Raw genomic sequence first — 24,838 nt, 5'->3', positions numbered from 1 at the left:
TATGGCTGCGCTGCCGGATAAAGAAAAATTATTGCGTAATTTTCTGCGTTGCGCTAATTGGGAAGAGAAATATTTGTACATTATTGAGCTGGGACAGCGCCTGCCGGAATTAAATGGCCAGGATCGTAATCCGGAAAACAGTATTCAGGGATGTCAGAGCCAGGTATGGATCGTTATGCGCCAGAATACGGATGGCATTATTGAATTACAGGGCGATAGCGATGCGGCCATTGTGAAAGGATTGATTGCCGTCGTATTCATTTTGTACCAGCAGATGACAGCCCAGGATATTGTTAATTTTGATGTGCGGCCGTGGTTTGAAAAAATGGCGCTGACGCAGCACCTCACCCCCTCCCGTTCACAGGGGCTGGAGGCGATGATTCGCGCTATTCGTGCTAAGGTTGGCACTCTTAGCTAGAATTAATGAGTGCATCCAGAAATGCCTCGTCGACCGGGTAAGGCGTACGCCGTATCCGGCAAAACGCCAGGGGGGTGGAAAATGAAACGCGCGTCTCTTATTACTCTTATGCTTATCGGCGCATACAGCGCTTTACAGGTTGCCTGGGCGGTGGATTATCCATTACCTCCGCAGGGCAGTCGTCTTGTGGGACAAAATCAAACGTATACGGTGCAGGAGGGGGATAAGAACCTTCAGGCGATAGCGCGGCGTTTTGATACGGCCGCGATGTTAATTCTGGAAGCAAACAACACCATTGCTCCCGTTCCCAAACCGGGGACGTTAATCACTATCCCGTCGCAGCTCCTGCTGCCGGATGCTCCGCGGGAAGGGATCATCGTCAATCTGGCGGAGCTTCGTCTTTATTACTACCCGCCGGGAGAAAATATTGTCCAGGTATTCCCGATTGGCATTGGTCAGCAGGGGCTGGAGACGCCGGTGATGGAAACCCGGGTTGGGCAAAAAATACCCAATCCAACCTGGACGCCAACCGCAGGGATTCGCAAGCGCTCTCTTGAACGTGGGATAACGCTCCCGCCGGTGGTACCGGCAGGGCCGAATAACCCGTTAGGGCTCTTTGCGCTACGTCTGGCGCACGGTAACGGTGAATATCTGATCCATGGCACCAGCCAGCCTGACAGCGTGGGTCTGCGCGTCAGCTCGGGCTGTATCCGCATGAATGCGCCGGACATTAAAGCGCTGTTTGCCCAGGTCAGAACAGGCACGCCGGTGAGGGTCATTAATGAGCCGGTGAAATATTCCGTAGAGCCGAACGGGATGCGCTATGTCGAAGTTCACCGTCCACTGTCACCGGAAGAGGAGCAAAATGTGCAGACGATGCCGTATATCCTGCCTGCCGGGTTTATGCAGTTCAAAGAGGCAAAAGAGGTGGATAACGGCATGGTGGATAAAGCGCTGTATCGTCGTGCGGGTTATCCGGTTGCCGTTTCTGCGGGGGTGATACCTGTAGCATCGAATACGCCAGCCGTTGAGTCGGCACAGAATGGGTCAGTACGGGAAGACAGACAAACGCAGTAAAAGGGCAGGGAAATTTGAAGCAAAAAAATGGCGCACAATGTGCGCCATTTCTATTACACAGGTACTATTACTTACGGTATTTAGTAGCCTGGTTGTCCAGACGCTGGTTAGCGCGAGCTGCGTCGTCTTTAGCAGCCTGAACGTCGGAACGCATTGCGTTCACGTCGTTGCTCAGCTGGTCAACTTTAGCGTTCAGAGTCTGAACGTCAGAAGACAGCTGATCGATTTTAGCGTTGCTGGAGCAACCAGCCAGCAGAGTAGAACCCAGGATTACCGCGCCCAGTACCAGTTTAGTACGATTCATTATTAATACCCTCTAGATTGAGTTAATCTCCATGTAGCGTTACAAGTATTACACAAAGTTTTTTAGGTTGAGAATATTTTTTTGATGCGAAGGCGCTTATTTTTGATCGTTCGCTCAAAGAAGCATCGAAATCAACAAAAATGCTTAAAAAAACGAGTGAAAACAGAATCCTTCCATCGGATTCATCTTAGATAATCGGTAATTAGATAGTGAAATCCGATTTGCTTTTTTATTAATTGGGACTATTGATAAATAAAAAAAAGCGCCACGAGGGCGCTTTTTTAAAGGAATTAATTCACAAAGGAATTATTACAGTACGTGAACAGATGCCGTATTGGTGGTGCCACTCGGTACCAGCGCGCCGGAAACCATAACAACAACGTCACCTTTCTGGCCCAGACCGCTCTGCAGGGCAACTTCTTTACCCAGACGGTAGAAATCATCCGTAGAGTTGATCTCTTTGACCAGCTGCGCCACAACGCCTTTGCTCAGCACTAACTGACGAGCAGTTACTTCGTTGGTGGTCAGCGCCAGGATAGTCGCGTCCGGGAAGTATTTACGCACCGCACGCGCAGATTTACCGCCCTGGGTTGCCACGACGATAACCGGAGCGTCCAGTTTTTCTGCAGTTTCAACCGCGCCACGGCAAACTGCTTCAGTGATGCGCAGTTTACGGCTGTCGTTGTTGAATTCCAGACGGCTGGTCATCACGCGATCGGTACGCTCACAGATGGTTGCCATGATTGATACCGCTTCCAGCGGGTATTTCCCTTTTGCGGATTCGCCAGACAGCATCACTGCGTCAGTACCGTCGAGGATGGCGTTTGCCACGTCACCAGCTTCAGCGCGGGTCGGACGCGGGTTCTTGATCATGGAGTCCAGCATCTGGGTCGCAGTGATAACGACTTTACGCGCACGGATACATTTTTCGATCATCATCTTCTGCGCGAAGATCACTTCTTCTACCGGGATTTCTACGCCCAGGTCGCCACGCGCAACCATGATGCCGTCAGAAGCTTCGAGGATTTCGTCGAAGTTGTTCAGGCCTTCCTGGTTTTCGATTTTGGAGATGATCTGAATCTTCTCACCGCCGTGGGCTTTCAGATGCTCACGGATCTCAACCACGTCAGAACGTTTACGGATAAAGGAAGCCGCAACAAAGTCAACGCCTTGCTCGCAACCGAAGATCAGGTCCTGTTTGTCTTTTTCAGCCAGCGCCGGCAGGGCAATGGATACGCCTGGCAGGTTAACGCCTTTGTTTTCGCCCAGGTCGCCGTTGTTCAGGACTTTACAGATAACCTTGTTGCCTTCGATCGCCGTTACTTCCATGCCGATCAAACCATCGTCAACCAGTACGGTATTGCCGACGGCCAGGTCAGACGTGAAGCCTTCATAAGTCACGGCAACGATTTCGCTGTTACCAACAACGGATTTGTCGGTGGTAAAGGTGAAGGTCTGGCCCGCTTTCAGAGAAACGTCGTTACCGCCTTCCAGTTTAATGGTACGGATTTCCGGACCTTTGGTATCCAGCAAAATCGCGGCTTTCTTGCCGGTTTTGCTCATGACGTTGCGCAGATTCTGGATGCGCTGACCGTGTTCTGCATAGTCACCGTGAGAGAAGTTCAGACGCATAACGTTCATGCCTGCGTCCAGCATTTTGGATAACATCTCTTCAGATTCGGTTTTCGGACCGATGGTGCAAACAATTTTCGTCTTTTTCATGACAGTCTTAGTCTTTAAGTTGAGAAGGATATGGGAAGCTGGCTTCATGAGCGCACGGCCAGGAAGCTAAACCAGTAGTATTACGAAAGTTGTGATGCCTCACTCTAAGGATAGGAGACATCGAAAGAGCGTGCAGAGGAATGTGTGCTCGCGTTTCAGCCCAACGGGAAGGTGTGATTTTTAGTCGCTGAGTCTTACAGTACAATGTGCTGAAACCATTCAAGTGACAATTGTCGCGCATTATACGCAGAAATTGATGCAAAAGGAAAATGAAAACAGCGTTTCAAAAAACATATAGGCACATTCACAACAAATTGTTATTAAACAGTTAATTTTGCCCAAATCTCGCCACGCAAAAAACCGGATACGTTGCGCAACGAAACCCCTTTGCTCTCAGCGCCGTAACTTATCGGCGAATCCCGCCGTTTTCTTTTTATTTCTCCAGGTTATATAAAATTCTTTTTTAGTCATTTAAAAGCTAAAAATTCCTGATTACACTCTTTTGGACATCCATACTGCTAAACAGCTAAAAGCAACGGCAGGATCACCCTAAGCGGCAGCGGATACCAGAACGATATGATTGAACTTAGAAATATTACGAAAGTCTTTTCGCCAGGCAGGCTCGCGATTACCGCCGTCGATAACGTTAATTTAACGGTTGAACAGGGACAGGTTTACGGCATTATCGGCTACAGCGGCGCAGGGAAAAGCACCTTGATTCGCCTGCTTAACGGTCTGGAGAAACCGACCACCGGCAGCGTCACCATAAACGGCTATGCCATCTCAGCCGCACGCGGAGAATCCCTGCGTCAGGCACGGCTGAAAATAAGCATGGTCTTTCAGCACTTCAACTTGCTGTGGTCGCGTACCGTCAGTGAAAACATTGCATTTTCTATGCAGATCGCCGGAGCGCCGAAAGCGAGAATTAAAACGCGGGTCGCGGAATTGATTGCGCTGGTGGGGCTGAAAGGACGGGAAAATGCGTATCCGTCGCAGCTGAGTGGCGGCCAGAAACAGCGCGTAGGGATTGCCCGGGCGCTCGCCAACAGTCCGGACGTGCTGCTCTGTGATGAAGCCACTTCGGCACTCGACCCGCAAACCACCGATCAGATTCTGGATTTACTGCTTGATATCAACCGTCGTTTCAGACTGACGATCGTTCTTATTACCCACGAAATGCACGTGGTCCGCAAAATCTGCGACCGGGTGGCGGTCATGGAAAACGGCAGAGTGGTGGAGGAAGGGGATGTGCTTAGCGTCTTTACCCATCCACAGCAGCCGATAACCCGTCAGTTTGTCCGCCAGGTGGGGCAGTATTCCGATGAGGAAGACTTCAACCCGCAACGGGTAAGTGAACGGGAAGGTGCGGTTTTGAAACTCACCTTCACCGGGCACAGCACGCATCAGCCGATTGTCGGTGAGTTAACCCTGCGCTACGGTCTGCCTTTCAATATTCTGCACGGCAAAATGACGCAAACGGCGCACGGCGTGTTTGGTCAACTGTGGCTGCATGTCCTTGCAAACGAGGAGCAGCTCGCCAGTATTCTGGCCGATCTACAGCGCAGCGGCATTGCCTGCGAGGTGGTGAAACATGGCTGAGGATCTGTTTCCCCATCTGCACTGGGATCGGGTGTTCGCGGCGACGCAGGAGACGCTTTACATGACGGCGCTGTCCGGCGTGGCGACTTTTATTCTTGGGATCGCGTTGGGACTGGCGCTGTTTTTAACCGCGCGCGGCGGACTGTTTCAGAACCGTATCCTGTACAGCGTTATCTCGCTGGTGGTGAATATCTTCCGTTCAATCCCGTTCATTATTCTGATTGTTTTGCTGATCCCGTTCACCAAAGCGCTGGTTGGCACCATTCTGGGCGCTAACGCGGCGTTACCGGCGCTGATTGTGGGGGCGGCGCCGTTCTATGCGCGCCTGGTAGAAATTGCCTTGCGTGAAGTGGACAAAGGCGTAATTGAGGCCACGCGCTCAATGGGGGCTCGCCTGAGTACGCTTATTTTTCGGGTTTTACTGCCTGAATCATCACCCGCTCTGGTCTCCGGTATCACCGTGACGCTGATTGCGCTGGTTAGCTACAGCGCAATGGCCGGGGTGATTGGTGCTGGCGGTTTAGGGAATCTTGCCTATCTGGAAGGTTTTCAGCGCAACCACAACGACGTCACGCTGGTGGCGACGGTGACGATACTTGTCATTGTCTTCATTATCCAGTTTTGCGGCGATGTGATCACTTCTCTGTTAGATAAACGCTAATAAAAGACGGAAACCATTATCATGAAAAAATCACTGACACTCCTCGCTGCAGCAACCCTGAGCGCCCTGAGCTTCGCCGCCTGGGCAGATACGCTGACCGTTGGCGCATCGAACGTACCGCATGCGGAAATTCTGGAGCAGGCGAAGCCGATTCTGGCGAAGCAGGGTATCGATCTCGAAATTAAGCCATTCCAGGATTACATTCTGCCAAATACGGCGCTGGCGGGACGTGAGATTGATGCCAACTACTTCCAGCATATACCGTACCTGAACAGCGTCCTGAAAGATCATGCGGGGGATAAAACCTATGATTTTGTGAGCGCGGGTGCGATTCATATTGAGCCGATTGGCATCTACTCGAAGAAATACAAATCCCTGAAGGCGCTGCCGGAAGGCGGTAAGATCATCATGCGTGATGCGGTTTCGGAAGAGGGGCGTATTCTGTCAATTTTTGAAAAAGAGGGGGTTATCAGGCTCAGGCCGGGGGTGGATAAGGTCAGCGCCCGGATCGGCGATATCGTTGATAATCCCAAAAACCTGAAGTTCCTGCCGAACGTCGAGGCGGCGCTGTTACCGCAAATGTACAACAATGATGAAGGCGACGCGGTGGTGATTAACGCCAACTACGCTATTGATGCCGGGCTGGATCCGGTACACGATCCGATTGCCGTTGAAAGTGGGGAAAATAACCCGTATGCCAATATCATTACCGTGCACCGCGGCGATGAGAAGAAAAAGGATATTGTGGCGCTGGTGGATGTACTGCATTCAAAAGAGATTCAGGACTGGATCCGCACCAAATATAAAGGTGCCGTGATCCCGGTGAATAACTGATCATTTGTTAAAAGGGGCTGAACAGCCCCTTATCTCACGCTATCCGCTCAATTCTGGCCGGAAGCCCCTGACGTACCGACGCGCCCGATACCCAGTCCAGCCAGGTATTGCTCACTTGTCGCGTTGGATCCGCGAATCCCAGATCGTTAAGATTGATTCCCGATTTGATCTGCGCGTCAAACGGCATTGGCTCGCCGTCGAGCGTATGCTGCGCGGCGCCCATTTCCCGATGTCCGTAGCCATGTTCGACAGCAATCACTCCGGGCATCACGCCGCTTAACAAGCTGATCGCGGCCTCCACCTCTCCGCCGGGGGTGGTTATCCGGACTCTGTCACCCTGCGCCAGTCCATAACGTTTACCATCCAGCGGGTTCAGCGCCACCAGATTTGTCGGCCTGAGGTGATGCAAACGTGGGATCACCGTCGATGCACTGGCCATCGTATTGGACTTAAACGAGATAAGCTTCAGCGGCCACTGTTGCACAGGGAACAGTTCATCGACAGAACGTCCATCCGACAGCCTGGCCGGATACCACGCCGGACAGCCGCTGTAGCGCTCGCCCGTGATGGCATGGCGATGCGCCGCCACATCCGCATTCCAGATTTGCAGCGGTTTCTCCCACGCTGCGCCAACCTGATTTCCGACCCGACCGCTTTTGTCCGGGGCGAAGCGTCCGCCGCGCGAATAGATAAAGGCGACGCGGCGGGCTTCATCGGCTTTCAGCGTCTGCGTGATAAGGGGCACAATACGGCTTACGCCCGTTAGCGCAACATCCTCCTGCGTGGCTTCAGCGACGGCTGTTTTGCCCATAAAGGCGATATTGGCGGCAATGCGCAGGTAATAGTCCTCGGCGCGATTCAGCGGGTGGCGGTGACCTTCGGCGTCGGAAATGGCGTTCTCACCAAATCCGGGCAAATTCAGACGCTTCGCCACGGCGATACAAAACGACTCCATCGATACCGGTTGCCCGTCAGCGGTTTGCGACGTGGCGGCAGGGACGACAGGCCAGCGGGCGGTGGTCGCCTTGCTGGCAACACCTGCCCAGGGGGCGCTGAATCCCCAGCTTTCAAAATTGTGCGTATCCGGAACAATATAATCGGCCAGCGCGGTCGTCTCGTTCATAAAGGCGTCGATGGCAATAAACAGGGGCAGACGCTGCGGATCCTTGAGCTTTTCCTCGGCCACGGCGCGTAAGCCGGGAATGCCGTAGAACGGATTGGTCATGTTAGAGATCCACGCTTTCAGCGGGTATGGATATCCTTCCAGCGCAGAGCTTAGCAACTCGGTCAGCTGCCCGGCGACGAACGGATACCACGGTGCTTTGGCCGGGAAAGGGGAAACGCCAGCCGCCACTTTCTGGCGATACTCTTCAGAGGATTCATACGCTGTTTTACTGCGCGCAATGCTCAGCCCCTTAGGTTTCACTTTGCCAGGAAAGCTCTCCATGTTATAGCGCGGGCCGTCGGTCGCGCCGTTGAACTTGCCGCCGCCAACAAATACTCCGCCCTCCAGACTGAGATTGCCGATGAGCGCATTGAGCATCATCACCGCCCACGCATTGTAAAAGCCGTTTCCGGCCATCATCCCGCCGTGAGAAATGACGGCTGACTTGCGCCCGTGGCGGGTAAACGCCTGCGCCAGCGCCACGATTTTGTCTTCCGGTACGCCGCACTGCTGGCTGTACTGCCGCAGGGTGAGTTTTCCGGCGGACTCTTTCAGCAGCAGGAAGCCGCTTTTGACCGTCACGGAACGACCGTCAGCGAGGGTCACCTGTCGGGAGACAAACAGCTGCGCATGTGAACAGCTACCGGCAGCGACTAATTCCTGGCTCTCATCAATGACAACCGGCTCGTTCGCACCGTCGGCACGCAGGTGAGCCAGGGTTAAATGCTGCCCGGCCAGCTCCGGTAGCTCATCGGTAATCACCAGGTGCGTGGCGTTGGTCCAGCTTTTTTCGCCCGCCTGCCGCATAGCCTGCGCACCGGGTATCGCCAGATAACCGGCGTTATAACGCTGGTTTTCGATTATCCAGCGAATCATCGCCATCGCCAGAGCCGAATCGCTGCCGGGGATGACCGGGAGCCAGTGGCCCCGGTCGTCGGCCATCACGGTGGTGAGGGGCAGTGCCGGAGCGACGACCACATACTGAAAATCGTTGCGCAGCCGGGCGCTGGCAAGCTGTCGGGCCTGACGCTTAAACGGGTTGCCCGACTGAGCGGGTGATGTCCCCATAAACAGCGCGAATTCGACGTTATCCCAGTCGGGCTTCACGTGCGGGTTTTTATCCAGATCGCCCATCAACGCGCCGGAACCGGCACGATACGCCAGTCCGCAGTACGCGCCGTGCGCGCCGAAGTTTTTGCTACCAAAACTGTTCAGCGCGAAGCGACGCAGAAAGCTATCACGCCCGTCATCGCTGGTATTGGTGACCAGTAACTGATTGGATTTTGGACCAAACCCCGGATGTTCGGGATCAAGGGGCGTTGTCGGATCGTGAATGGCGCGCAGGCCGTCAACGTGTCCTTCACCAAACAGATCGCCGCCTTCTGTCACCTCATTGATCAACTGCTCAAAACTGATGCGCTGCCATTTACCTTCGCCACGCCTGCCCACGCGCTTCATTGGTTCAAGAATGCGCAGCGGGCTGTACAATCCCTCCAGTAGCGTGGCGCCGCGGGCGCAGGCGGTAGAGCGGGCATCCAGTCCGCTCTCGCCGGTCAGCTGTTCCATTGCGGTTGAAAACGGAACTGAAGAATCGACAGGGTGTTCATGCGAAAGCGGATGATAGGGATTACCCGCAATTCGCAAGACTTTCTGCGTCTCACTCTCCACCCGCACCCGAATGCCGCACTGCGTCCAGCAGCCAAAGCACTGGGTCATCGAAATCACCTGCTGCGGATCCTGCTGCCAGCCTGACTGTGCTTGCGCCTCCGGAATCAGCGCATTGCCAAAGATACGGTCGCGGGTAATTTTACCAGAGGTGCCATTGCGCAGGCCGTCAATGGCCCGCTTTGCCACATCCCGGTAGCTGAGGGCAAACGTTGCCATACCGCCAACGGCCAGACCCACTTTAAGCCACTGACGACGGGTTAAATTAGCCATGTTGCATTCTCCTTGCGAGTTCACTCACGGTTTCGCGAACAATAATGAGCAGCGCTATCCACAGACCAAAGGTGCCGAGGATGGCGAGCCAGCCGTCAGTCCCGGCGGGTAAGGTATACGGGTTAAACTGGGCGTTGAATTTGGGGATCGTCTGCACCTGGATAAGCAGCGTCCAGCGCATCAGCCAGCACAGCGTCATCGCACTGCAGGCCAGCACAATACGCACTGGCAGTCTCAGCGGATAGCGCAGTGCCAGCAGGCAAAAAATGAGCGCAATCAGCCAAAAAGCCAGCCAGCCGATCGCGTAGTGGCGGGCAGAAGATGACAACGCCAGCCACTGTCGAATCGCAGAGCCTGAAAGCGTATCGCCACTGACCCAAATCGCCACCACTACCGCCAGGATCGCCAGCGCAGAGAGTTGCCACCGCGCCAGCTGTCGCTGCAGGCGAAAGTCATCGCGTATCCCCAGGATCAGCAAGGCGAAAAAGGTTTGCAGCGCGCTAAAGAACATCACTACCGGGAAGGCATAGCTGAACCAGATCGGACGCGCCTGGACGACAGACACTTCGCGCCCGGTATAGACCAGTAAACCGACAGCGGAAAGCGCACTGGCAAGAGCCAGCCACCGTGTGACATTGTCACTTTTTCCGGTCAGCCGCTTTATCATTTGCGCCAGAAACCAGAGTCCCAGAAACAGAGTGAACAGCGGTAAAAAGAGCGCCCCCCAGGGCATCCACGACCAGGGCGTTGGATAAGCGTAAAAGTGCCAGACGCGGGCGGTCTGATGCAGATCCGCCGTGAGTGCCAGCGGTGCGGTAATGGCGCAGGTCAGGGCTATCAGCAGCGTCAGGTTTTGCAGGGCGTCGTTCTGGTTTTTACGCCAGTGGAGAACGCAGGCAAACAGCGTGGCACAGGCGGCAATACCAATGAAAAAGAAATATTGCACCGCCCACGGCAGCCAGCTCACCTCCTGCGGACGGGTCAGCACCTCTTCGATAATCAGTGAATGTGTCATTCAGACCTCCTGCCAGAGTGCGGGTTGGGCATGTCCCATCAGTGGGGTGACAAAGGCTTCATCCAGACCCAGATAGAAAACGTGGGGAGATGTACCGCTTTCGGGTTTCAGAACCCTGATGGCGTCATGGTGTGCGTGGAGCATTTGCGAGAGATGACTTTGCGGATCGTGCATATCGCCGATGATGCGCGCCCCGCCAACGCAGGATTCGACGCAGGCGGGGAGCAGCCCGGCCTCCAGACGATGAACGCAGAAGGTACATTTGTCCGCGGTTTGGGTTTCGTGATTGATAAAGCGCGCGTCATAAGGACAGGCCTGGACGCAGTAGGCGCAGCCGACGCAGCGTGTGTTATCAACCACCACGATACCGTCTTCACGCTGAAAGGTGGCCTGTACCGGGCAGACCGGCACGCAGGGGGGATTATCACAGTGGTTACAGAGGCGAGGTAACAGGACGTTAGTCACCTCATCAGCCAGCTGCACCTGGTACTGGTTAACGTGGGTGCGAAACGCCCCCTGCGGCGTCTGGTTTTCAATCGCACAGCTGACGGTGCAGGCCTGACAGCCGATGCAGCGGCGCAGATCGATAAGCATCGCGTAACGATGACGAGCGGAACCTTCATGGCGTTCCGGTGAAAAGGGAAATTTTGCCTGCGCCAGCGGTACCAGAGAGGCACCTGCGGTCAGGACGCCCAGCTGCTGGAGAAACTGTCGTTTACTGCTGTCCATATATTCTCCCGTCACGAGGCAACAACGAAACATTTGTCACGTCATTGATTTGCTTGTGATGAATAAAGAATGTCGATGATTTACAGTGTAAAAATGGTGGAGGGGCGCCTCTATTGTGGTTAACCACATACCCGGCGGGTTGTTGATCTAAAACAACATAATCAATAAGGATAAGGGTGAGAGAGAGAACAATACGCCGCCTGGTGGTACTGGCATCGCTCCTGATGCTGTGTCGCGCGGCATGGGCGGAGTCGTGGAATATCGGTATTCTGGCTATGCGCGGGGAGGTTTCCACGCGCAGCTACTGGCAACCGCTGGAGACGTTGCTCAACAAGCAGTTGCCTGGTGAACAGTTCCATATTCAGCCGCTGGATTTGCATCAGATGCAGGAAGCGGTGAATAACGGCACCGTCCAGTTTGTGGTAACCAACCCGGCGCAGTTTGTGCAGTTAAACAGCCATTCGCCGCTACGCTGGCTGGCCTCATTACGTTCTGCCCGTGGGACGGGGAACGTGATCGGCAGTGCTATTCTCGCCAGGCGGGACAGCGGTATCACCAGCCCTCATGATTTGATCGGTAAAACGGTGGGCGCCATCGATCCGCAGGCGTTTGGTGGGTATCTGCTGGGCTATAAGGCGCTGAACGATGCCGGATTGCGTCCGGCGCGCGACCTCCATCTGCGTTTTACCGGCTTCCCGGCGGACGCGCTCATCTACCTGCTGCGCGAACAGACGGTACAGGCGGCAATCGTTCCGGTTTGTCTTCTGGAGAAAATGGACGAAGAAGGGCTGATCAATAAAGCAGATTTTGTGGCGGTGGTGAGCCATCCTGCGTCGATCCCCTGCCTGACCAGCACGCCGCTGTACCCCGACTGGTCATTTGCCGCGCTGCCCGCCGTCAGTGATGCGCTGGCTGACCGCGTGACCCGCGTGTTGTTCAACGCCCCGGAAGCGGCGTCGTTTCACTGGGGGGCGCCAGCCTCCACGCGCCAGGTGGAAGCACTCCTGCGAGAGGTACAGCAGCATCCGCAACAGCGACAGCTGTGGCTGGATGTGAAAAGCTGGCTTATTCAGCACCGGCTGGTGATGGGCGCATCAGCGCTGGCGTTGTTGCTGCTGACGCTCAACTATATCTGGGTGATGCTGCTGGTACGTCGGCGCGGCAGGCAGCTTGAACGCAATGGCATACGGTTACGCGAGCAGGAGCGGGCGCTGGAAACGGCCAGACAGATGAGCGTACTGGGTGAAATGACCTCCGGGTTTGCCCATGAGCTGAACCAGCCGCTTTCGGCCATTCGCCATTATGCCCAGGGATGCCAGATCCGTTTACAGTCCCAGGATGCACAACACCCTTTGCTGCCCGCGCTGGAACAGATCGATCATCAGGCGCAGCGCGGTGCCGATACCCTGCGCAATCTGCGTCATTGGGTCAGCCAGGCGCAGGGGGATCCTGTACTGACGGATGATTGGGAACAGATCGGTATTCGTGACGCCGTTCATCATGTCTGGCAATGGCTGCGAATGCAGCAACAATTTCCGTCGCTGTCGCTTAACAGCGATATAAATCGCACGCTGACCGTCAACCTGCCGCCGGTTCTTCTCGAGCAGGTACTGGCAAATCTGATCCTCAATGCGGCGCAGGCAGGGGCGAAAACGCTCTGGATTGATGCTGTTCAGGAAGCCGACGGCGTGCGCATCACCTTGCAGGACAACGGGGGCGGTATCGACGATGCCTTGTTACAACAGGCATTTCAGCCGTTTATGACCAGCCGTAAAGAGGGCATGGGGCTGGGACTGGTGATCTGCCAGCGACTGGTGCGCTATGGTCGGGGGGAGATCAGCATGGTGAACCGGACCGCGCCCGACGGCCAGCCGGGCGTCGCGGTGATTCTGGCGTTTACACAAAAAGAGGAGCAGAGCGGAAATGGCGTTAATTCACCTGCTTGATGATGATGTGGCGGTCACCCTGGCGGGCGCCTTTTTGCTGGAAAGTCTGGGTTATGAGGTCGAGTGCTGGGAGGAGGGAGAAACATTTCTGGCGCAGGCCGATTTATATCAGACTGGCGTCTTGCTGCTGGATATGCGCATGCCGGTCATGGACGGACAGGGGGTTCACGAGGCGTTACGCCAGCGTGACAGTACCCTGGCAGTGGTATTTCTGACCGGACATGGTGATGTGCCGATGGCCGTTGAGCAAATGAAACGGGGGGCGGTGGATTTCCTGCAAAAACCGGTCCCGGCAGACGCCTTGAAAGCGGCGCTGGAACATGCGCTGGCGGTGTCGGCTACCGCGGTTTCCCGGCAAAAGATCGTCGCCTGCTATCAGCAGCTCACGCCTAAGGAGCGCGAGCTGGCGAAGCTGGTGGTGAAGGGGCTGATGAATCGGGAGATTGCGGATGTGATGAACATTGCCGTTCGTACCGTGGAGGTTCATCGGGCGCGGGTGATGGAAAAGATGCAGGTGGGGAGTCTGGCTGAACTGGTGAGCCGGTTGCAAAGTGTGATGTAAACGAAGTTAGCTAAATAGTTTTCTGCGTTATTTGTTTGATTTTATTTGAGTTTTGTCTTATCGGGCAGAGTGATATATGCTGTTTGTTTGTGCTGGCGAAGAGAGACAATAATGGGAAACCTGACAAAAGATGATGAACTGTACCGCGAGATGTGCAGAGTGGTTGGCAAAGTGGTGCTGGAGATGCGCGATTTGGGACAAGAACCTAAGCACATCGTGATTGCTGGCGTGTTAAGAACCGCGCAGGCAAATCAGCGGATCCAGCGTAGCGAGCTTGAAAAGCAGGCGATGGAAACGGTCATCAAAGCCCTGGCCGGATAGCCCCTTCAGGGCATGGTCTCATTGCGCATCAGTTTGTCGAGTGCTGAGTCAGCTATTGGATAGCGAAGCGCCGCCGGGTGAACCTCTCCAGTCCGTAGCACAACAGATAATAGACCAGCCCGGTAAAGATAAAGAGGGCCACCGGATAAATCTGCACCCGGTTATTGACCTGTCCCGCGACGGTGGTCAGTTCCGGTACGTTGAACACCGCCAGACCCGCGAAGCGTACTGGAATGAAATCTGCCTCAGCGCAGAAAGAGTGTTGGCATGTCGTTGTGAAGCTGTACCATACGTAACAACGATGGCGAGTTGGGGAACGGTATGCTGCGCGAAAATTTTAACGACCTCTGGTATCTCATTGTGGTGGCGCGCGAACGTAGTTTTACGCGGGCGGCGGCAAAGCTCGGCGTATCGCAGTCGGCGCTGAGCCATGCTATCAAAGGGCTGGAAGAGCGTCTTGATGTCCGCTTGTTGACTCGAACCACCCGCAGCGTTGCGCCGACAGAAGCCGGTGAGATGCTGATCAACAGCATCAGTCCACGCCTGGAAGAGATTGAGTCTGAACTGCTGGCGCTGACGGAGATGCGACAACGTGTTGCCGGGAATATTCGTCTGACGCTGGGGGAACACGCCCTGCACTCGACCGTCTGGCCCGCACTACAGCCTTTCTTGCAGGAATACCCGGATGTGAAGGTGGAGATGGCCATCGACAATAGTCTGACCGATATTGTTGAAGGTCGCTACGATGCGGGCGTCAGGTTGGGCGAGCAGGTCGCGAAAGATATGGTGGCGGTCCGGATTGGTCCGGACTGGCGAATGGTGGTGGTGGGAGCTCCTGACTATTTTGCCCGCTATGGTAAGCCACAAACGCCGCATGAACTGCAAAACCATAACTGCATTAACATGCGAATGCCGACTTTAGGCGGGTTGTATGCCTGGGAATTTTGTCGCGACGGGCAGGCGTTACGGGTGCGGGTGGATGGACAGCTCATCTTTAACAACCTGACATCGCGTATTGCGGCGGCTACCGCCGCAATGGGGCTGGCTTTAGTACCGGAAGATACGGTAGCGAAGGCCGTGGAGGAAGGTCAACTGGTCACGGTGCTGGAAGCCTGGTGCGAGCCGTTTCCGGGATATTATCTCTATTATCCCAGCCGTAAGCAGCACACGGCGGCCTTTGCCTGCCTGATTGAGGCGCTGCGCTATACCCCTGATTAGTCTTCAAGCAGGAGCGTATCGCCGGTTGCCGCCTGACGCAGCTGCGGTAACCATCTTTTCCCCCACCAGCCCGTGCAGTGGCAGGCAAAGATGTGTGCCGGATTTAACTCCCGCAGGTAACGCCGGGTTTTCCACAGCGTAAAGGGTGATGCGCTGCGTAAATGCAGTCCGCCAACGATGGCATAAACGCGATCAATGCCCGTGATAGTCTGGCAGTGGCGAACGATGTTAATAATCCCTTTATGACCGCAGCCGGTGACGATCACCAGGCCGCGAGAAGATTTGTAGATCAGCACCCCTTCGTCAACGATGTAATCTGCCGATTGACGGGCATTATCAAGCGTGCCGTAGATCTTCGGCTGCGCAGTGACTATCTCACCCGACCAGAGAAAACGTTGGCCAATCGGTACAGGCGTTCGGGTTGGTGACAGTTTCAGGCGTGAATAATCAACCTCGACTGACAGCTTTTTAAATTTGCGGGTGAATCCTGCAAACGTGAGAGAGGCAAAGCGACGCTGGCTGATGTCCGGATGGCAGACAACAGGCGTTCCCTCCGCCAGCCACGGCACTCCACCGCAATGATCGTAATGTCCGTGGGATAACAGCACGGCAGTAATGTCGCTGAGATCGGCCCCCATGCGCCGCGCATTTTGCGCGAAGGTTCCGTCAGGCCCCGTATCGAACAGTAACTTAGCGTGTTCATCTTCGATGAGCAGGCTTAATCCTGGTTTTGCCTGTAGCGGGAGTGAACAGGATGGTTTTTTGCTCAGATGATTTTCAAGCAAAACGTGGATTTTAAGCGTCATGGTAAATCCCTCTACCCGGGTATACTCTAAATAATTCGAGGTGCGGGACAAAACGGCGTGGTCGTTTTGAACCGCGCTTGCGCGGGTCCCGAAGGTCGGGTAACAAAGCCAACGCGCCAGCAACCTGAAGCATAACGGTCTGATTTCCCGTCACCGCAGACTCCGGAGACGTGATAAAAAAACCGGCTTTGCGCCGGTTTTACTGTTTCAGATTTTGCAGGCGTCACCGCAGTCATCGTCGGCAACAACCGCCTGCGCTTTCTTGTCTGCATCTTCCAGACGTTCGGCGTTACGTTCCTGCGCTTCTTCCAGTCCGTTAAAGACCAGATTATCAAGATCAATTTCCATGGTTACCTGTATTCATTCATTTTTGACATCGGTTAAGTATATTGCATAAACGCAGGTTGTGGCAGGGGGAAACGGCGTCGCCTGGCCTTTTACTCACGATAAAACGGCAATTTTCTGCGCGTGCGGGATGCGGGACGTGCGATAGCCTTTGCCATGGCTTCAGCGATCTCTGCACAGACGGTAAGCCCCTGAACAAAGGGGCGGTCGTGCATCAGCCAGGGGAGCGCGCCAAAAGCAATGCGACCACGAACAATGTCTGGCTGTTGGAGGGTGTAGTCCTCGCCAACGTCGGGAAGCGATTCGCCGCAGGATAGCAGCTGTTCACGTAAGGCCGGAAACGGCAGATCCTTTATCCTGAGCGGTTTTTGCCCTCGTGCATCGATAAAAACATCAAATTCGTGGCTGCTGGTTTGAGTGGTGATGATGGTCTTATTCTCTCTGACGACGCGCTGATAATCCTGCCCCAGCGTAAGAATGTCGATAATTCCCGCTTCGCGCAACGCCAGCAATCGACGGATCGACTGTGAAGGAATCGCCGCATAGTTGTCGATAAATACCCTTGCCAGACCCGCTCTGAATCTCTCCCTGTCATCGTCATTTAGCGCAGGAACAATGTCCTCGATAACCTCATGCATACGAAGAATGGCATAACGCCATGCAACGGTTCGTTTGTCACGTTTGTTGCGCTCAACCTCTTTAAGATTCTCTTCAGCCCAGTGAAAGGGATCGCGTTTTTTCCTTTCGGCAAACCAGGCCTCAGCAAAAGTGTCAACGTTTAGCTTATCCAGCGCCATCTCCTGGTACCATGCCGGATCGGCTTGCCTGACTTCTTCGACCAGTAGCGCGAAAACCCGATCGAGAAGACCGTCTGAACCGGCGTTGATTTCAGCATGGATGGCCTGTTCAGTCGCAATGCTCAGAGGTTCATAAGGGAGGGGACAATAGAAATCCGCCTCTGGCAGAACGCCGGTACGGGACATCAACGCGATCTTAAGACCTTCGCTGCCCTTATTAAGAGTGAACCGTAACGATCCGTCGTCTTCCTCGATGAATCGGCCATGCTGAATGGCAACCGCCATCGCAGCATCAAGGCCGCTTAAGGAGGTTCCCAGGATCCCAACGTTGCACGCCTCAATATTCGCTTCCATCAACCCTGACCAGGGGCTGGGGAAATAGTTTTTTGTCGATTCCTTCTCATCCGGCCAAACGTGTCCGGTCGCCACGACCACGTAATCGACGCTCTCCATTTCGTTGCCCTCACTCCACAGCCTGACGCCATCGCCTTCCGCTTTAAGATCGGTAACCTGGCAGGATTCATGAACGGTCACCGCAAAACCCTGCTGCTTTGCCTGCTTAACCAGGCTCATAAACTGATCGCGGAAAAATTCGCCAAGAAGAATACGCGGCAGAAACTGGCGGACATGCAGTGATGCAAGGGCCACGCCGTATCGGGCAAGATGCGCCTCGCTTTGCTGTTTTAACCAGTCGATGTAGGTGGAACACAGGGGCGGGATTTCGATACTTGCGATGTTTGCCAGCATCACTTTCGAGTTTTCTTCGTTGCTGTAGGGCATCCCCACCCCTGCCTTTGTACTCTGCTCATAAAGGGATATGTTCAGCGGCTCACCCTGTTTTAGAAGAGAAAAAAAGGTGTAGATTCCCGTTGGACCCGTACCTACGATTGCAATTTTTTTCATTCGCTTTCATCCCCTCGGTTCTTGTTCTCATCAGGTCAACGGCTAAATGCCTCCCAAATAGTGTAGGTGGAAAAGAGAACAACGAGAAATAGTCAAATTTGGGGCATTAAAGAAACAAATGGGATAATACTGGCTCTGACCTTAAACCGTTAAGTATTGTACCTGTTGCTAAAGGTTTTTGTAGTAACACTTAATAAGTCAGGAAAAGGGAAGGGCTGAAATTAAGAATTTACCTAAAAATTAAGATATTTCTGTAATTAAAGTGAAAATATTTCAAGAAAAGGTTTTTTTATAGAACCAATCAATACCTGATAATGGAAGGTATTGTATGTTTTCTTATTATTCGAAATGATAAGGATTAGATTTTATAAATATGAAATCATTATTCAGGTATTGATTCAGATCAATTTTATAGATTTTGATGATTAATCATTCAGTATTTCGCTGCCCGGCGATATAAATCACTACCTTATGACGTAAAGTTGATTTTTTAAACCTGTAATCTGAACCATTTCAAGATTATGAAACACTGTTTCTTAGCGTAAAATTCTTAAGGTTATGCATTGAACAGATCAAAGATCTGTTAAGTTGATCTGTATTAGAGGTTTGTTCTATGATGCCTTGCATCAATAAAGCGTCGTTCAACCACTAAACCATCCATAAAGGCAAGGAATATCTATGGCCGATACATTCCAGAACGAGGTGCCCAAAGCACGCGTTAATATACGTCTTGATTTACACACAGGCGGTGCGCAGAAGAAAGTTGAGTTACCGTTGAAGATATTAACCGTTGGTGATTTTAGTAATGGTAAAGAGACCAGACCATTATCTGAAAGAGAGAAGATTGACATCAACAAAAATAATTTCAATAGCGTACTATCAGAATTCACACCTGAAGTTAACCTCACCGTGCAAAACACACTTGCTGACGATGGCTCTGAAGAAAACATCAGGCTGCAGTTTACGGAAATGAAAGATTTTGAGCCTGAACAGGTTGCTCGTCAGATTCCACAACTGCGCGCCATGTTAGCAATGCGTAATTTATTACGCGACCTCAAGTCAAATCTTCTCGATAACGTAACGTTCAGAAAAGAGCTTGAGAAAATTCTTAAAGATCCGACGTTGTCGCAGGAATTACGCGACGAAATGAATGCACTTGCGCCGAAAGAATAAGCCGGTGTGTCTTTTAATGGACTAATCGAGAGAATGCTGATGTCTGTGAATACCGAAACAAGCCCTGCACAGGGACAAACAAACGTGCTGGAAAAGAGCGCAGGCGAGAGCGTGTATGCTTCCCTGTTTGAAAAAATCAATCTGGCTCCGGCGTCACGCCTGGGGGATATCAACGCGTTTCTCGACGACGCAGCCCTGGCCGATGCCACCGCTGGCGAGCGTCTGACCGCTGCGATGCAGGTTTTTATGGATTGCATACGTCAGTCCGGGCAGCAGGTTGAAAAGCTCGACAAAACGCTGATTGATCATCATATCGCGAAGCTGGATTCTCAAATCAGCCGCCAGCTTGATGCCGTCATGCATCACAAGGAATTCCAGAAAGTAGAGTCGCTGTGGCGCGGTCTGAAACATCTGGTTGATCGTACCGATTACCGCCAGAATGTGCGCACGGAGATTCTTGACCTTTCAAAAGATGCGCTGCGCCAGGATTTCGAGGATGCGCCGGAGCTTATCCAGAGCGGTCTCTACTGGCACACCTATACCAGTGAATATGACACTCCCGGCGGTGAGCCAATTGGCGCGGTGATCTCATCATATGAGTTCGACGCCAGCCCGCAGGATGTGGCGCTGCTGCGCAACGTTTCCAAAGTCTCTGCCGCTGCGCACATGCCATTCATCGGTTCTGTCGGCCCCAAATTCTTCCTGAAAGACGCGATGGAAGAGGTCGCGGCGATCAAAGATATTGGTAACTATTTTGATCGCGCGGAATACATTAAGTGGAAATCGTTCCGTGATACCGACGATTCGCGCTATATCGGCCTGACAATGCCTCGCGTGCTGGGACGTTTGCCGTATGGCCCGGATACCGTTCCGGTACGCAGCTTCAACTATGTGGAAGAGGTAAAAGGACCGGACCACGAGAAGTATCTGTGGACCAACGCCTCGTTTGCTTTTGCCGCTAATATGGTGCGCAGTTTCATCAACAACGGTTGGTGCGTGCAGATCCGCGGCCCGCAGGCGGGTGGCGCAGTAAAAGACCTGCCAATCCATCTGTACGACCTCGGCACCGGTAATCAGGTGAAAATTCCATCAGAGGTTATGATCCCGGAAACCCGTGAGTTCGAATTCGCCAACCTCGGCTTTATTCCACTGTCTTATTACAAGAACCGTGATTACGCCTGCTTCTTCTCGGCGAACTCTGCGCAGAAACCGGCGCTGTACGATACCGCTGATGCCACCGCAAACAGCCGCATCAATGCGCGTTTGCCGTATATCTTCCTGCTGTCGCGTATTGCGCATTACCTGAAACTGATCCAGCGCGAAAATATCGGTACCACGAAAGATCGCCGCTTGCTGGAGCTGGAGCTGAATACCTGGGTGCGCGGTCTGGTAACGGAAATGACCGATCCGGGCGATGAGCTACAGGCTTCCCATCCGCTGCGCGACGCGAAAGTGATCGTCGAAGATATCGAGGATAACCCGGGTTTCTTCCGCGTGAAGCTTTACGCCGTGCCGCACTTCCAGGTGGAAGGAATGGACGTCAACCTGTCGCTGGTTTCCCAGATGCCGAAGGCGAAAGCATAAGGCAGGTGCGCATTGAAGACGGAACAACCGTTATGGGGCCGAGGGATCATGGTTTCGCCCCAGCATTTTCAGCAACAGGTCGCGTATGCGGCCTGGTCTGCCGAATGTATTGCGCGGATGGGGCTCAACCATCCCTGGGGCGTTATTGAGACGGCGTTTGAAACCGAAGCGCTGAAGCTGGGACGTTTGCAGGCCCGCCGTCTGCATGTTCGCTTCCAGGATGGCACCCTCATCGATACAGATAATGCCGATGCTTTGCCGCCCGTCCTGGCGCTTGCCGGTGAACAGCGCGAGACCATTGTGGTATTAGCGCTGCCGCTGCTTCGTGCCAATGGCGGCAACTGTCTCCAGCCGGATGAAATTGCGGAGCGTCCGGTACGTTATCGTCAGCGCTGGCGCGATGTGCGTAATCAGTTCGGCGACGATAACCGCCAGATCGCCGTAATGCAACCGGAGCTGACGCTGCGTTTTGCGCATCAGAACAACAGTGATTACCTCACCTGTCCTGTTGCCCGCCTGCAACAGGATCCGCAGGGAAACTGGGTGGTGGATGACACTTTTCTTCCGCCGCTCCTCACCGTTGGCAGCAGCCGATGGCTGACGACGCAGCTGGAACAGCTGATGACGCAGCTACGTGCGCGTCTGAGTCGCCTGATGGGAATGCGCCGCGAGAGTAACGAGCGGATGGCGGATTTCGCCGTCGCTGATGTCTCACTGTTCTGGCTGCTCAATGCGCTAAACAGTGCCGCACCGGTATTGGGCCAGTTTCAGCGTTATCCGCAAAGTCCAGTGGAACGGCTGTACCCGGAACTGGCGCGCCTGGCGGGCAGCCTGCTGACGTTCTCGCTGGAACATCAGATCAGCGCGATCCCGACCTGGCAGCATGAAAATCTTAACGCCGTTTTCCCGCCGCTGTTCGATCTGCTCAACGAGCTGCTGGAAGCCAGTCTGCCTTCGCGCGTGGTGGCAATCGATCTCACTCACGATAAACGGATGCGTCAGTGGCTGGCGCGCCTGGACGATCCGCGTCTGCGCGAAGAGGTCGATTTTTACCTTTCTGTCCGCTCAAAAATTCCGGTCGCGCAGCTTCAGGAACTTTTCCCGCGCCAGTGCAAGGTAGGTAGCCCGGATTACGTCACCAGTCTGGTGAATTCCTCCCGTCAGGGGATCCCGCTGAAACCGCTGCGTCATGTCCCGGCCGCTATCCCGCTGCGTCTGGAAAATCAGTATTTCGCCCTCGATCTGTCTCATCCGGCGGCGGGAGAAATGCTCGAGAGCGGTAACTGTATGTTCTACACCCCGGGAACCCTGGGTGAGCCTGAACTGGAACTTTATGCGGTACTAAGAACATGAGTAATAACGATATCGATGCGCTGTTGCAGGACACGTGGTTACAGGTCATCAGTTTGCATCACGGCCCCGTCTTTAATGACGGCGAGGGGCGCGTGCTGTGGGAGCGCTGCGTCGCTGATGTGGAACGTGTGCAGCATGCCCTGAAAGACACAGGCATGGATGAGCCTCATCGCCGACACATTCTTACCGCGCAATGCGCGCTACTGGATGAAGCGGTGAAAAGCCGTGGAGTGCAGGATGACGCCTGTGTTCAGTGGTATGACGTGCCGTTGCAGGGGCATTTTTTGGGCACGATGGAGGCCGGGGATAATTTGTGCGATCTGATGCGCGAAGTTTTACGTGAAGCGGCGCCAGATCAAGCCGTGCTGATCTGTTTCCACCGGGTCATGCTGCTGGGATTTCTTGGCAGTTACCGGACGCTAAACGATCCCGACCGTGAAAAACTGGTGAAGGCGCTGGGCGAGCACGTGCCGCCGTTCGGTTTTCCGCAAGCGCATCCGCTGCTGGCGCAGGCGAAAAGCGGGCGCATGGTGGGTGGGGGATTTGACTCATGGCCCGCACGTATTGGGATTGGTCTGGTCGTGCTGATCGCGCTCTGGTGGGGGTTAGATCAGTGGCTTGACCATACGTTGTTAACCCTGTTGCCAGAGGCTGTGAAATGAATCCTGCACAACGCCGACTATTGGCGCTGTGGTCGCTGTTGCTGACCGGGATCGTCTGCATCGGTTTTTTGCCACTTTCAGGCACCGCATCAGTGCTGCTGATGCTGGCTCTGTGGCTGGGAATTGCCGTTATCCGGGCGCTGGGCAGACGTCGTGAAGTACCGCAGACCACGCTGCGTCTGGATAATTTACCGGATGCCGGTTACCGCCAGCCGGTAGTCCTGGTATGCGGTGATTTGCCGCAGGCGTGGCCGGAAGAGACATCGGTACTGACGGTGACTCAGGGGTGTTGGATCCGCGTTGATCCGCATGAAGACGCAGAGCAGGTTGCACGTCAACTGCTGTGGCTGCGTCCTGAATGGGGACGTCAGCTGTCGGTGATGGTGTCCGTTTGTCCGCAGCAGCATGTCGGGACGGAAACACTCACCCGCTATTTGCTGGCGCTACGCTGGCAAATCAGCAAATTGCGACGTGATACCGGCTACAGCATCCCGCTGGTGCTCAACGGCCTGGTGGGTAGCGCCATGGTGCCGGATCAGCTCTGGCAGGCGGCGTTGCCGGGAGAAGCCGTCAGCGTCTGGCGGGAAAGTTTGGCGCCGTGCTCTGTTTGCTCATGGGTGACCACCGGCGGAGCAATGGTGATGCAGCAGCAGGTGTTGATGAACAACCTGCGGAACGGGTTCCTGCAAAACGTAAAGTCCGTCTTTATGGATGAAAATCCGGATATACCGCGCGTTCTGCCAGTGGCTGTGCTGTGGGGGATGGGACCGTCACTGGAAGGCGCTCTCAGGGAATCGCTCTGGACGACATGGTTACAGCGCCAGACTGCGATACCCGACGTTGCAGGGTGGCATCCGCGTGATCCCGCGATTTCCGACATCTCGTCGTTACCCGATTTTGTGCTGCCGCTGTTACCGGAAGGTCAGGGACTGACGCCGCGTCAGCGCACCTGGCGCCGTGGCCTGACGATATTCATCTGCGCCGCTGTCGTCGCGTTGTGCAGTAGCGGCTGGAACAACCGTCAGCTGTTGCAGCGGTTGAGCTTCGATATTGCGCATTATGACCGTATCTCAATGGACGACTATACCCCCAAGGCCCAGGCCGTGAAGGTGCTCCGCGATGATGCCAGCCAGTTAGATTTGTGGGCGCGTAACGGTGAGCCGCTCCGTCTGAGCCTCGGGTTGTATCAGGGCGAGCGCTTGCGCTTGCCGGTTCTCAATGCAATGCGTTCATACGTGCCGCCGCCACCGCCGCCAAAGCTGGAGCCAAAGCCCGTAGCGAAAATTGTTCGTCTCGACAGCATGTCGCTGTTTGATTCCGGCAAAGCGGAGCTGAAACCCGGCTCAACAAAGATGCTGGTCAACTCGCTGGTCGGGATCAAAGCCAGACCGGGCTGGCTGATTGTCGTGGCCGGACATACGGACAATACCGGCAATCCGCAACTCAATCAGACGCTGTCTCTGAAACGGGCCGAAGCCGTACGCAACTGGATGCGTGATACCGGCGATGTGCCGGAAAGCTGTTTTGCAGTGCAGGGCTATGGTGAAAACCGCCCGCTCGCAACAAACGATACGCCGGCAGGCAGAACGCTGAACCGTCGTGTCGAAATCAGTCTGGTTCCGCAGGCCAATGCCTGTCAGATACCGGATAACACCAGCGCGTCATCGCAGGATGATGACGTATCAAAAAATGAAATGGAGTAAATC

Annotated in this window: 23 protein-coding genes and 1 pseudogene; 14 read left to right on the top strand and 10 right to left on the bottom strand. The window is 54.3% G+C overall.

All coding sequences use genetic code 11. The annotated features are described in order from the left end of the window. Position 1: 1 nt before the first annotated feature. Together sufE and ldtE are read left to right on the top strand one after the other, a co-directional pair. Positions 2–418 carry a cysteine desulfuration protein SufE gene (gene sufE, locus C3432_RS06195; protein ID WP_103775791.1) on the top strand — a complete coding sequence of 139 codons (417 nt, stop codon included), beginning with the start codon at positions 2–4 and terminating at the stop codon, positions 416–418. Between the two features lie 81 nt (positions 419–499). Next, on the top strand, positions 500–1,495 hold the full coding sequence (gene ldtE / locus C3432_RS06190) for a L,D-transpeptidase LdtE (protein ID WP_103775790.1): 996 nt from the start codon (positions 500–502) through the stop codon (positions 1,493–1,495). Positions 1,496–1,562: 67 nt separating this feature from the next. Here ldtE and lpp read toward each other — a convergent pair whose 3' ends face one another. The 3 genes from lpp to ynhH all read right to left on the bottom strand — a co-directional run bounded on the left by lpp (position 1,563) and on the right by ynhH (position 3,762). Beyond that, on the bottom strand, positions 1,563–1,799 hold the full coding sequence (lpp, locus tag C3432_RS06185; RefSeq protein WP_001082307.1) for a murein lipoprotein Lpp: 237 nt from the start codon (positions 1,797–1,799) through the stop codon (positions 1,563–1,565). A gap of 309 nt (positions 1,800–2,108) precedes the next feature. Continuing rightward, on the bottom strand, positions 2,109–3,521 hold the full coding sequence (pykF, locus tag C3432_RS06180) for a pyruvate kinase PykF (RefSeq protein WP_103775789.1): 1,413 nt from the start codon (positions 3,519–3,521) through the stop codon (positions 2,109–2,111). Between the two features lie 7 nt (positions 3,522–3,528). After that, positions 3,529–3,762, bottom strand: coding sequence for a protein YnhH (gene ynhH / locus C3432_RS28525; protein WP_445432937.1), 234 nt, complete (start codon positions 3,760–3,762; stop codon positions 3,529–3,531). A 335-nt stretch (positions 3,763–4,097) separates the two neighbouring features. On the opposite strand from ynhH, the gene C3432_RS06175 reads away from it, so the two are divergent. The 3 genes from C3432_RS06175 to C3432_RS06165 are packed head-to-tail and all read left to right on the top strand — an operon-like array spanning position 4,098 to position 6,615. Continuing rightward, the gene (locus C3432_RS06175) at positions 4,098–5,120 is read left to right on the top strand and encodes a methionine ABC transporter ATP-binding protein (RefSeq protein WP_103775788.1); all 1,023 of its coding nucleotides are present in this window, start codon (positions 4,098–4,100) and stop codon (positions 5,118–5,120) included. After that, on the top strand, positions 5,113–5,781 hold the full coding sequence (locus C3432_RS06170; RefSeq protein ID WP_103775787.1) for a methionine ABC transporter permease: 669 nt from the start codon (positions 5,113–5,115) through the stop codon (positions 5,779–5,781). The genes C3432_RS06175 and C3432_RS06170 overlap by 8 nt, the downstream gene beginning before the upstream one ends. 21 nt (positions 5,782–5,802) lie before the next feature. Further along, positions 5,803–6,615, top strand: coding sequence for a MetQ/NlpA family ABC transporter substrate-binding protein (locus C3432_RS06165; protein WP_103775786.1), 813 nt, complete (start codon positions 5,803–5,805; stop codon positions 6,613–6,615). 34 nt (positions 6,616–6,649) lie between these two features. Here C3432_RS06165 and ttrA read toward each other — a convergent pair whose 3' ends face one another. The 3 genes from ttrA to ttrB are packed head-to-tail and all read right to left on the bottom strand — an operon-like array spanning position 6,650 to position 11,462. After that, the gene (gene ttrA / locus C3432_RS06160; RefSeq protein WP_103775785.1) at positions 6,650–9,718 is read right to left on the bottom strand and encodes a tetrathionate reductase subunit TtrA; all 3,069 of its coding nucleotides are present in this window, start codon (positions 9,716–9,718) and stop codon (positions 6,650–6,652) included. Beyond that, positions 9,711–10,733, bottom strand: a complete 1,023-nt coding sequence (gene ttrC, locus C3432_RS06155; protein ID WP_103775784.1) for a tetrathionate reductase subunit TtrC — start codon at positions 10,731–10,733, stop codon at positions 9,711–9,713. The genes ttrA and ttrC overlap by 8 nt, the downstream gene beginning before the upstream one ends. Then, positions 10,734–11,462 (bottom strand): tetrathionate reductase subunit TtrB, encoded by a 729-nt coding sequence (gene ttrB / locus C3432_RS06150; RefSeq protein WP_103775783.1) that lies wholly within the window; start codon positions 11,460–11,462, stop codon positions 10,734–10,736. It abuts the gene before it with no gap. Positions 11,463–11,638: 176 nt separating this feature from the next. Here ttrB and ttrS point away from each other — a divergent pair, with 176 nt between their 5' ends. From ttrS to fumD, 3 genes are all read left to right on the top strand, one after another. Continuing rightward, complete coding sequence (gene ttrS, locus C3432_RS06145; RefSeq protein WP_103775782.1) at positions 11,639–13,408, top strand: tetrathionate respiration histidine kinase TtrS; 1,770 nt, start codon at positions 11,639–11,641, stop codon at positions 13,406–13,408. Then, positions 13,386–13,970: a tetrathionate respiration response regulator TtrR gene (ttrR, locus tag C3432_RS06140; RefSeq protein WP_103775781.1), complete on the top strand. Its 585-nt coding sequence runs from the start codon at positions 13,386–13,388 to the stop codon at positions 13,968–13,970. Before ttrS ends, ttrR begins: the two co-directional genes overlap by 23 nt. Positions 13,971–14,081: 111 nt before the next feature. Then, the gene (fumD, locus tag C3432_RS06135; protein WP_103775780.1) at positions 14,082–14,291 is read left to right on the top strand and encodes a fumarate hydratase FumD; all 210 of its coding nucleotides are present in this window, start codon (positions 14,082–14,084) and stop codon (positions 14,289–14,291) included. A 52-nt stretch (positions 14,292–14,343) separates the two neighbouring features. On the opposite strand, the pseudogene C3432_RS06130 reads toward fumD, so the two are convergent. Then, positions 14,344–14,499: pseudogene (locus C3432_RS06130) on the bottom strand (amino acid ABC transporter permease); the annotation flags it as partial. A gap of 113 nt (positions 14,500–14,612) precedes the next feature. Between C3432_RS06130 and C3432_RS06125 the strand changes: the two are divergent. After that, positions 14,613–15,509 carry a LysR family transcriptional regulator gene (locus tag C3432_RS06125; protein WP_103775779.1) on the top strand — a complete coding sequence of 299 codons (897 nt, stop codon included), beginning with the start codon at positions 14,613–14,615 and terminating at the stop codon, positions 15,507–15,509. Here C3432_RS06125 and C3432_RS06120 read toward each other — a convergent pair. From C3432_RS06120 to C3432_RS06110, 3 genes are all read right to left on the bottom strand, one after another. Further along, positions 15,506–16,315, bottom strand: a complete 810-nt coding sequence (locus C3432_RS06120; protein WP_103775778.1) for an MBL fold metallo-hydrolase — start codon at positions 16,313–16,315, stop codon at positions 15,506–15,508. The two genes, C3432_RS06125 and C3432_RS06120, sit on opposite strands and share 4 nt — an antisense overlap. Positions 16,316–16,522: 207 nt before the next feature. After that, positions 16,523–16,663: a hypothetical protein gene (locus C3432_RS06115; protein WP_095281773.1), complete on the bottom strand. Its 141-nt coding sequence runs from the start codon at positions 16,661–16,663 to the stop codon at positions 16,523–16,525. Between the two features lie 89 nt (positions 16,664–16,752). Beyond that, a complete protein-coding gene (locus tag C3432_RS06110) occupies positions 16,753–18,360 on the bottom strand; it encodes an FAD-NAD(P)-binding protein (RefSeq protein ID WP_103775777.1) in 1,608 nt (535 codons plus the stop codon). Between the two features lie 678 nt (positions 18,361–19,038). Between C3432_RS06110 and tssB the strand changes: the two genes are divergently transcribed. From tssB to C3432_RS06085, 5 genes are read left to right on the top strand one after another with little or no spacing between them, the layout of a single operon-like run. Continuing rightward, entirely contained in the window at positions 19,039–19,533 is a 495-nt protein-coding gene (gene tssB, locus C3432_RS06105; RefSeq protein ID WP_103775776.1) for a type VI secretion system contractile sheath small subunit, read from the top strand. Positions 19,534–19,572: 39 nt separating this feature from the next. After that, positions 19,573–21,117, top strand: coding sequence for a type VI secretion system contractile sheath large subunit (gene tssC / locus C3432_RS06100; protein WP_103776918.1), 1,545 nt, complete (start codon positions 19,573–19,575; stop codon positions 21,115–21,117). Positions 21,118–21,129: 12 nt separating this feature from the next. Next, a complete protein-coding gene (gene tssK, locus C3432_RS06095) occupies positions 21,130–22,470 on the top strand; it encodes a type VI secretion system baseplate subunit TssK (RefSeq protein ID WP_103775775.1) in 1,341 nt (446 codons plus the stop codon). Then, complete coding sequence (gene tssL / locus C3432_RS06090; protein ID WP_103775774.1) at positions 22,467–23,132, top strand: type VI secretion system protein TssL, short form; 666 nt, start codon at positions 22,467–22,469, stop codon at positions 23,130–23,132. The genes tssK and tssL overlap by 4 nt, the downstream gene beginning before the upstream one ends. Beyond that, the gene (locus C3432_RS06085) at positions 23,129–24,835 is read left to right on the top strand and encodes an OmpA family protein (protein ID WP_103775773.1); all 1,707 of its coding nucleotides are present in this window, start codon (positions 23,129–23,131) and stop codon (positions 24,833–24,835) included. The genes tssL and C3432_RS06085 overlap by 4 nt, the downstream gene beginning before the upstream one ends. The last annotated feature ends 3 nt before the right edge of the window (positions 24,836–24,838 follow it).

This window comes from Citrobacter amalonaticus (genome assembly GCF_002918555.1).
GTDB lineage: Bacteria > Pseudomonadota > Gammaproteobacteria > Enterobacterales > Enterobacteriaceae > Citrobacter_C > Citrobacter_C amalonaticus_A.
This window is presented reverse-complemented; position numbering and strand designations above follow the sequence as displayed.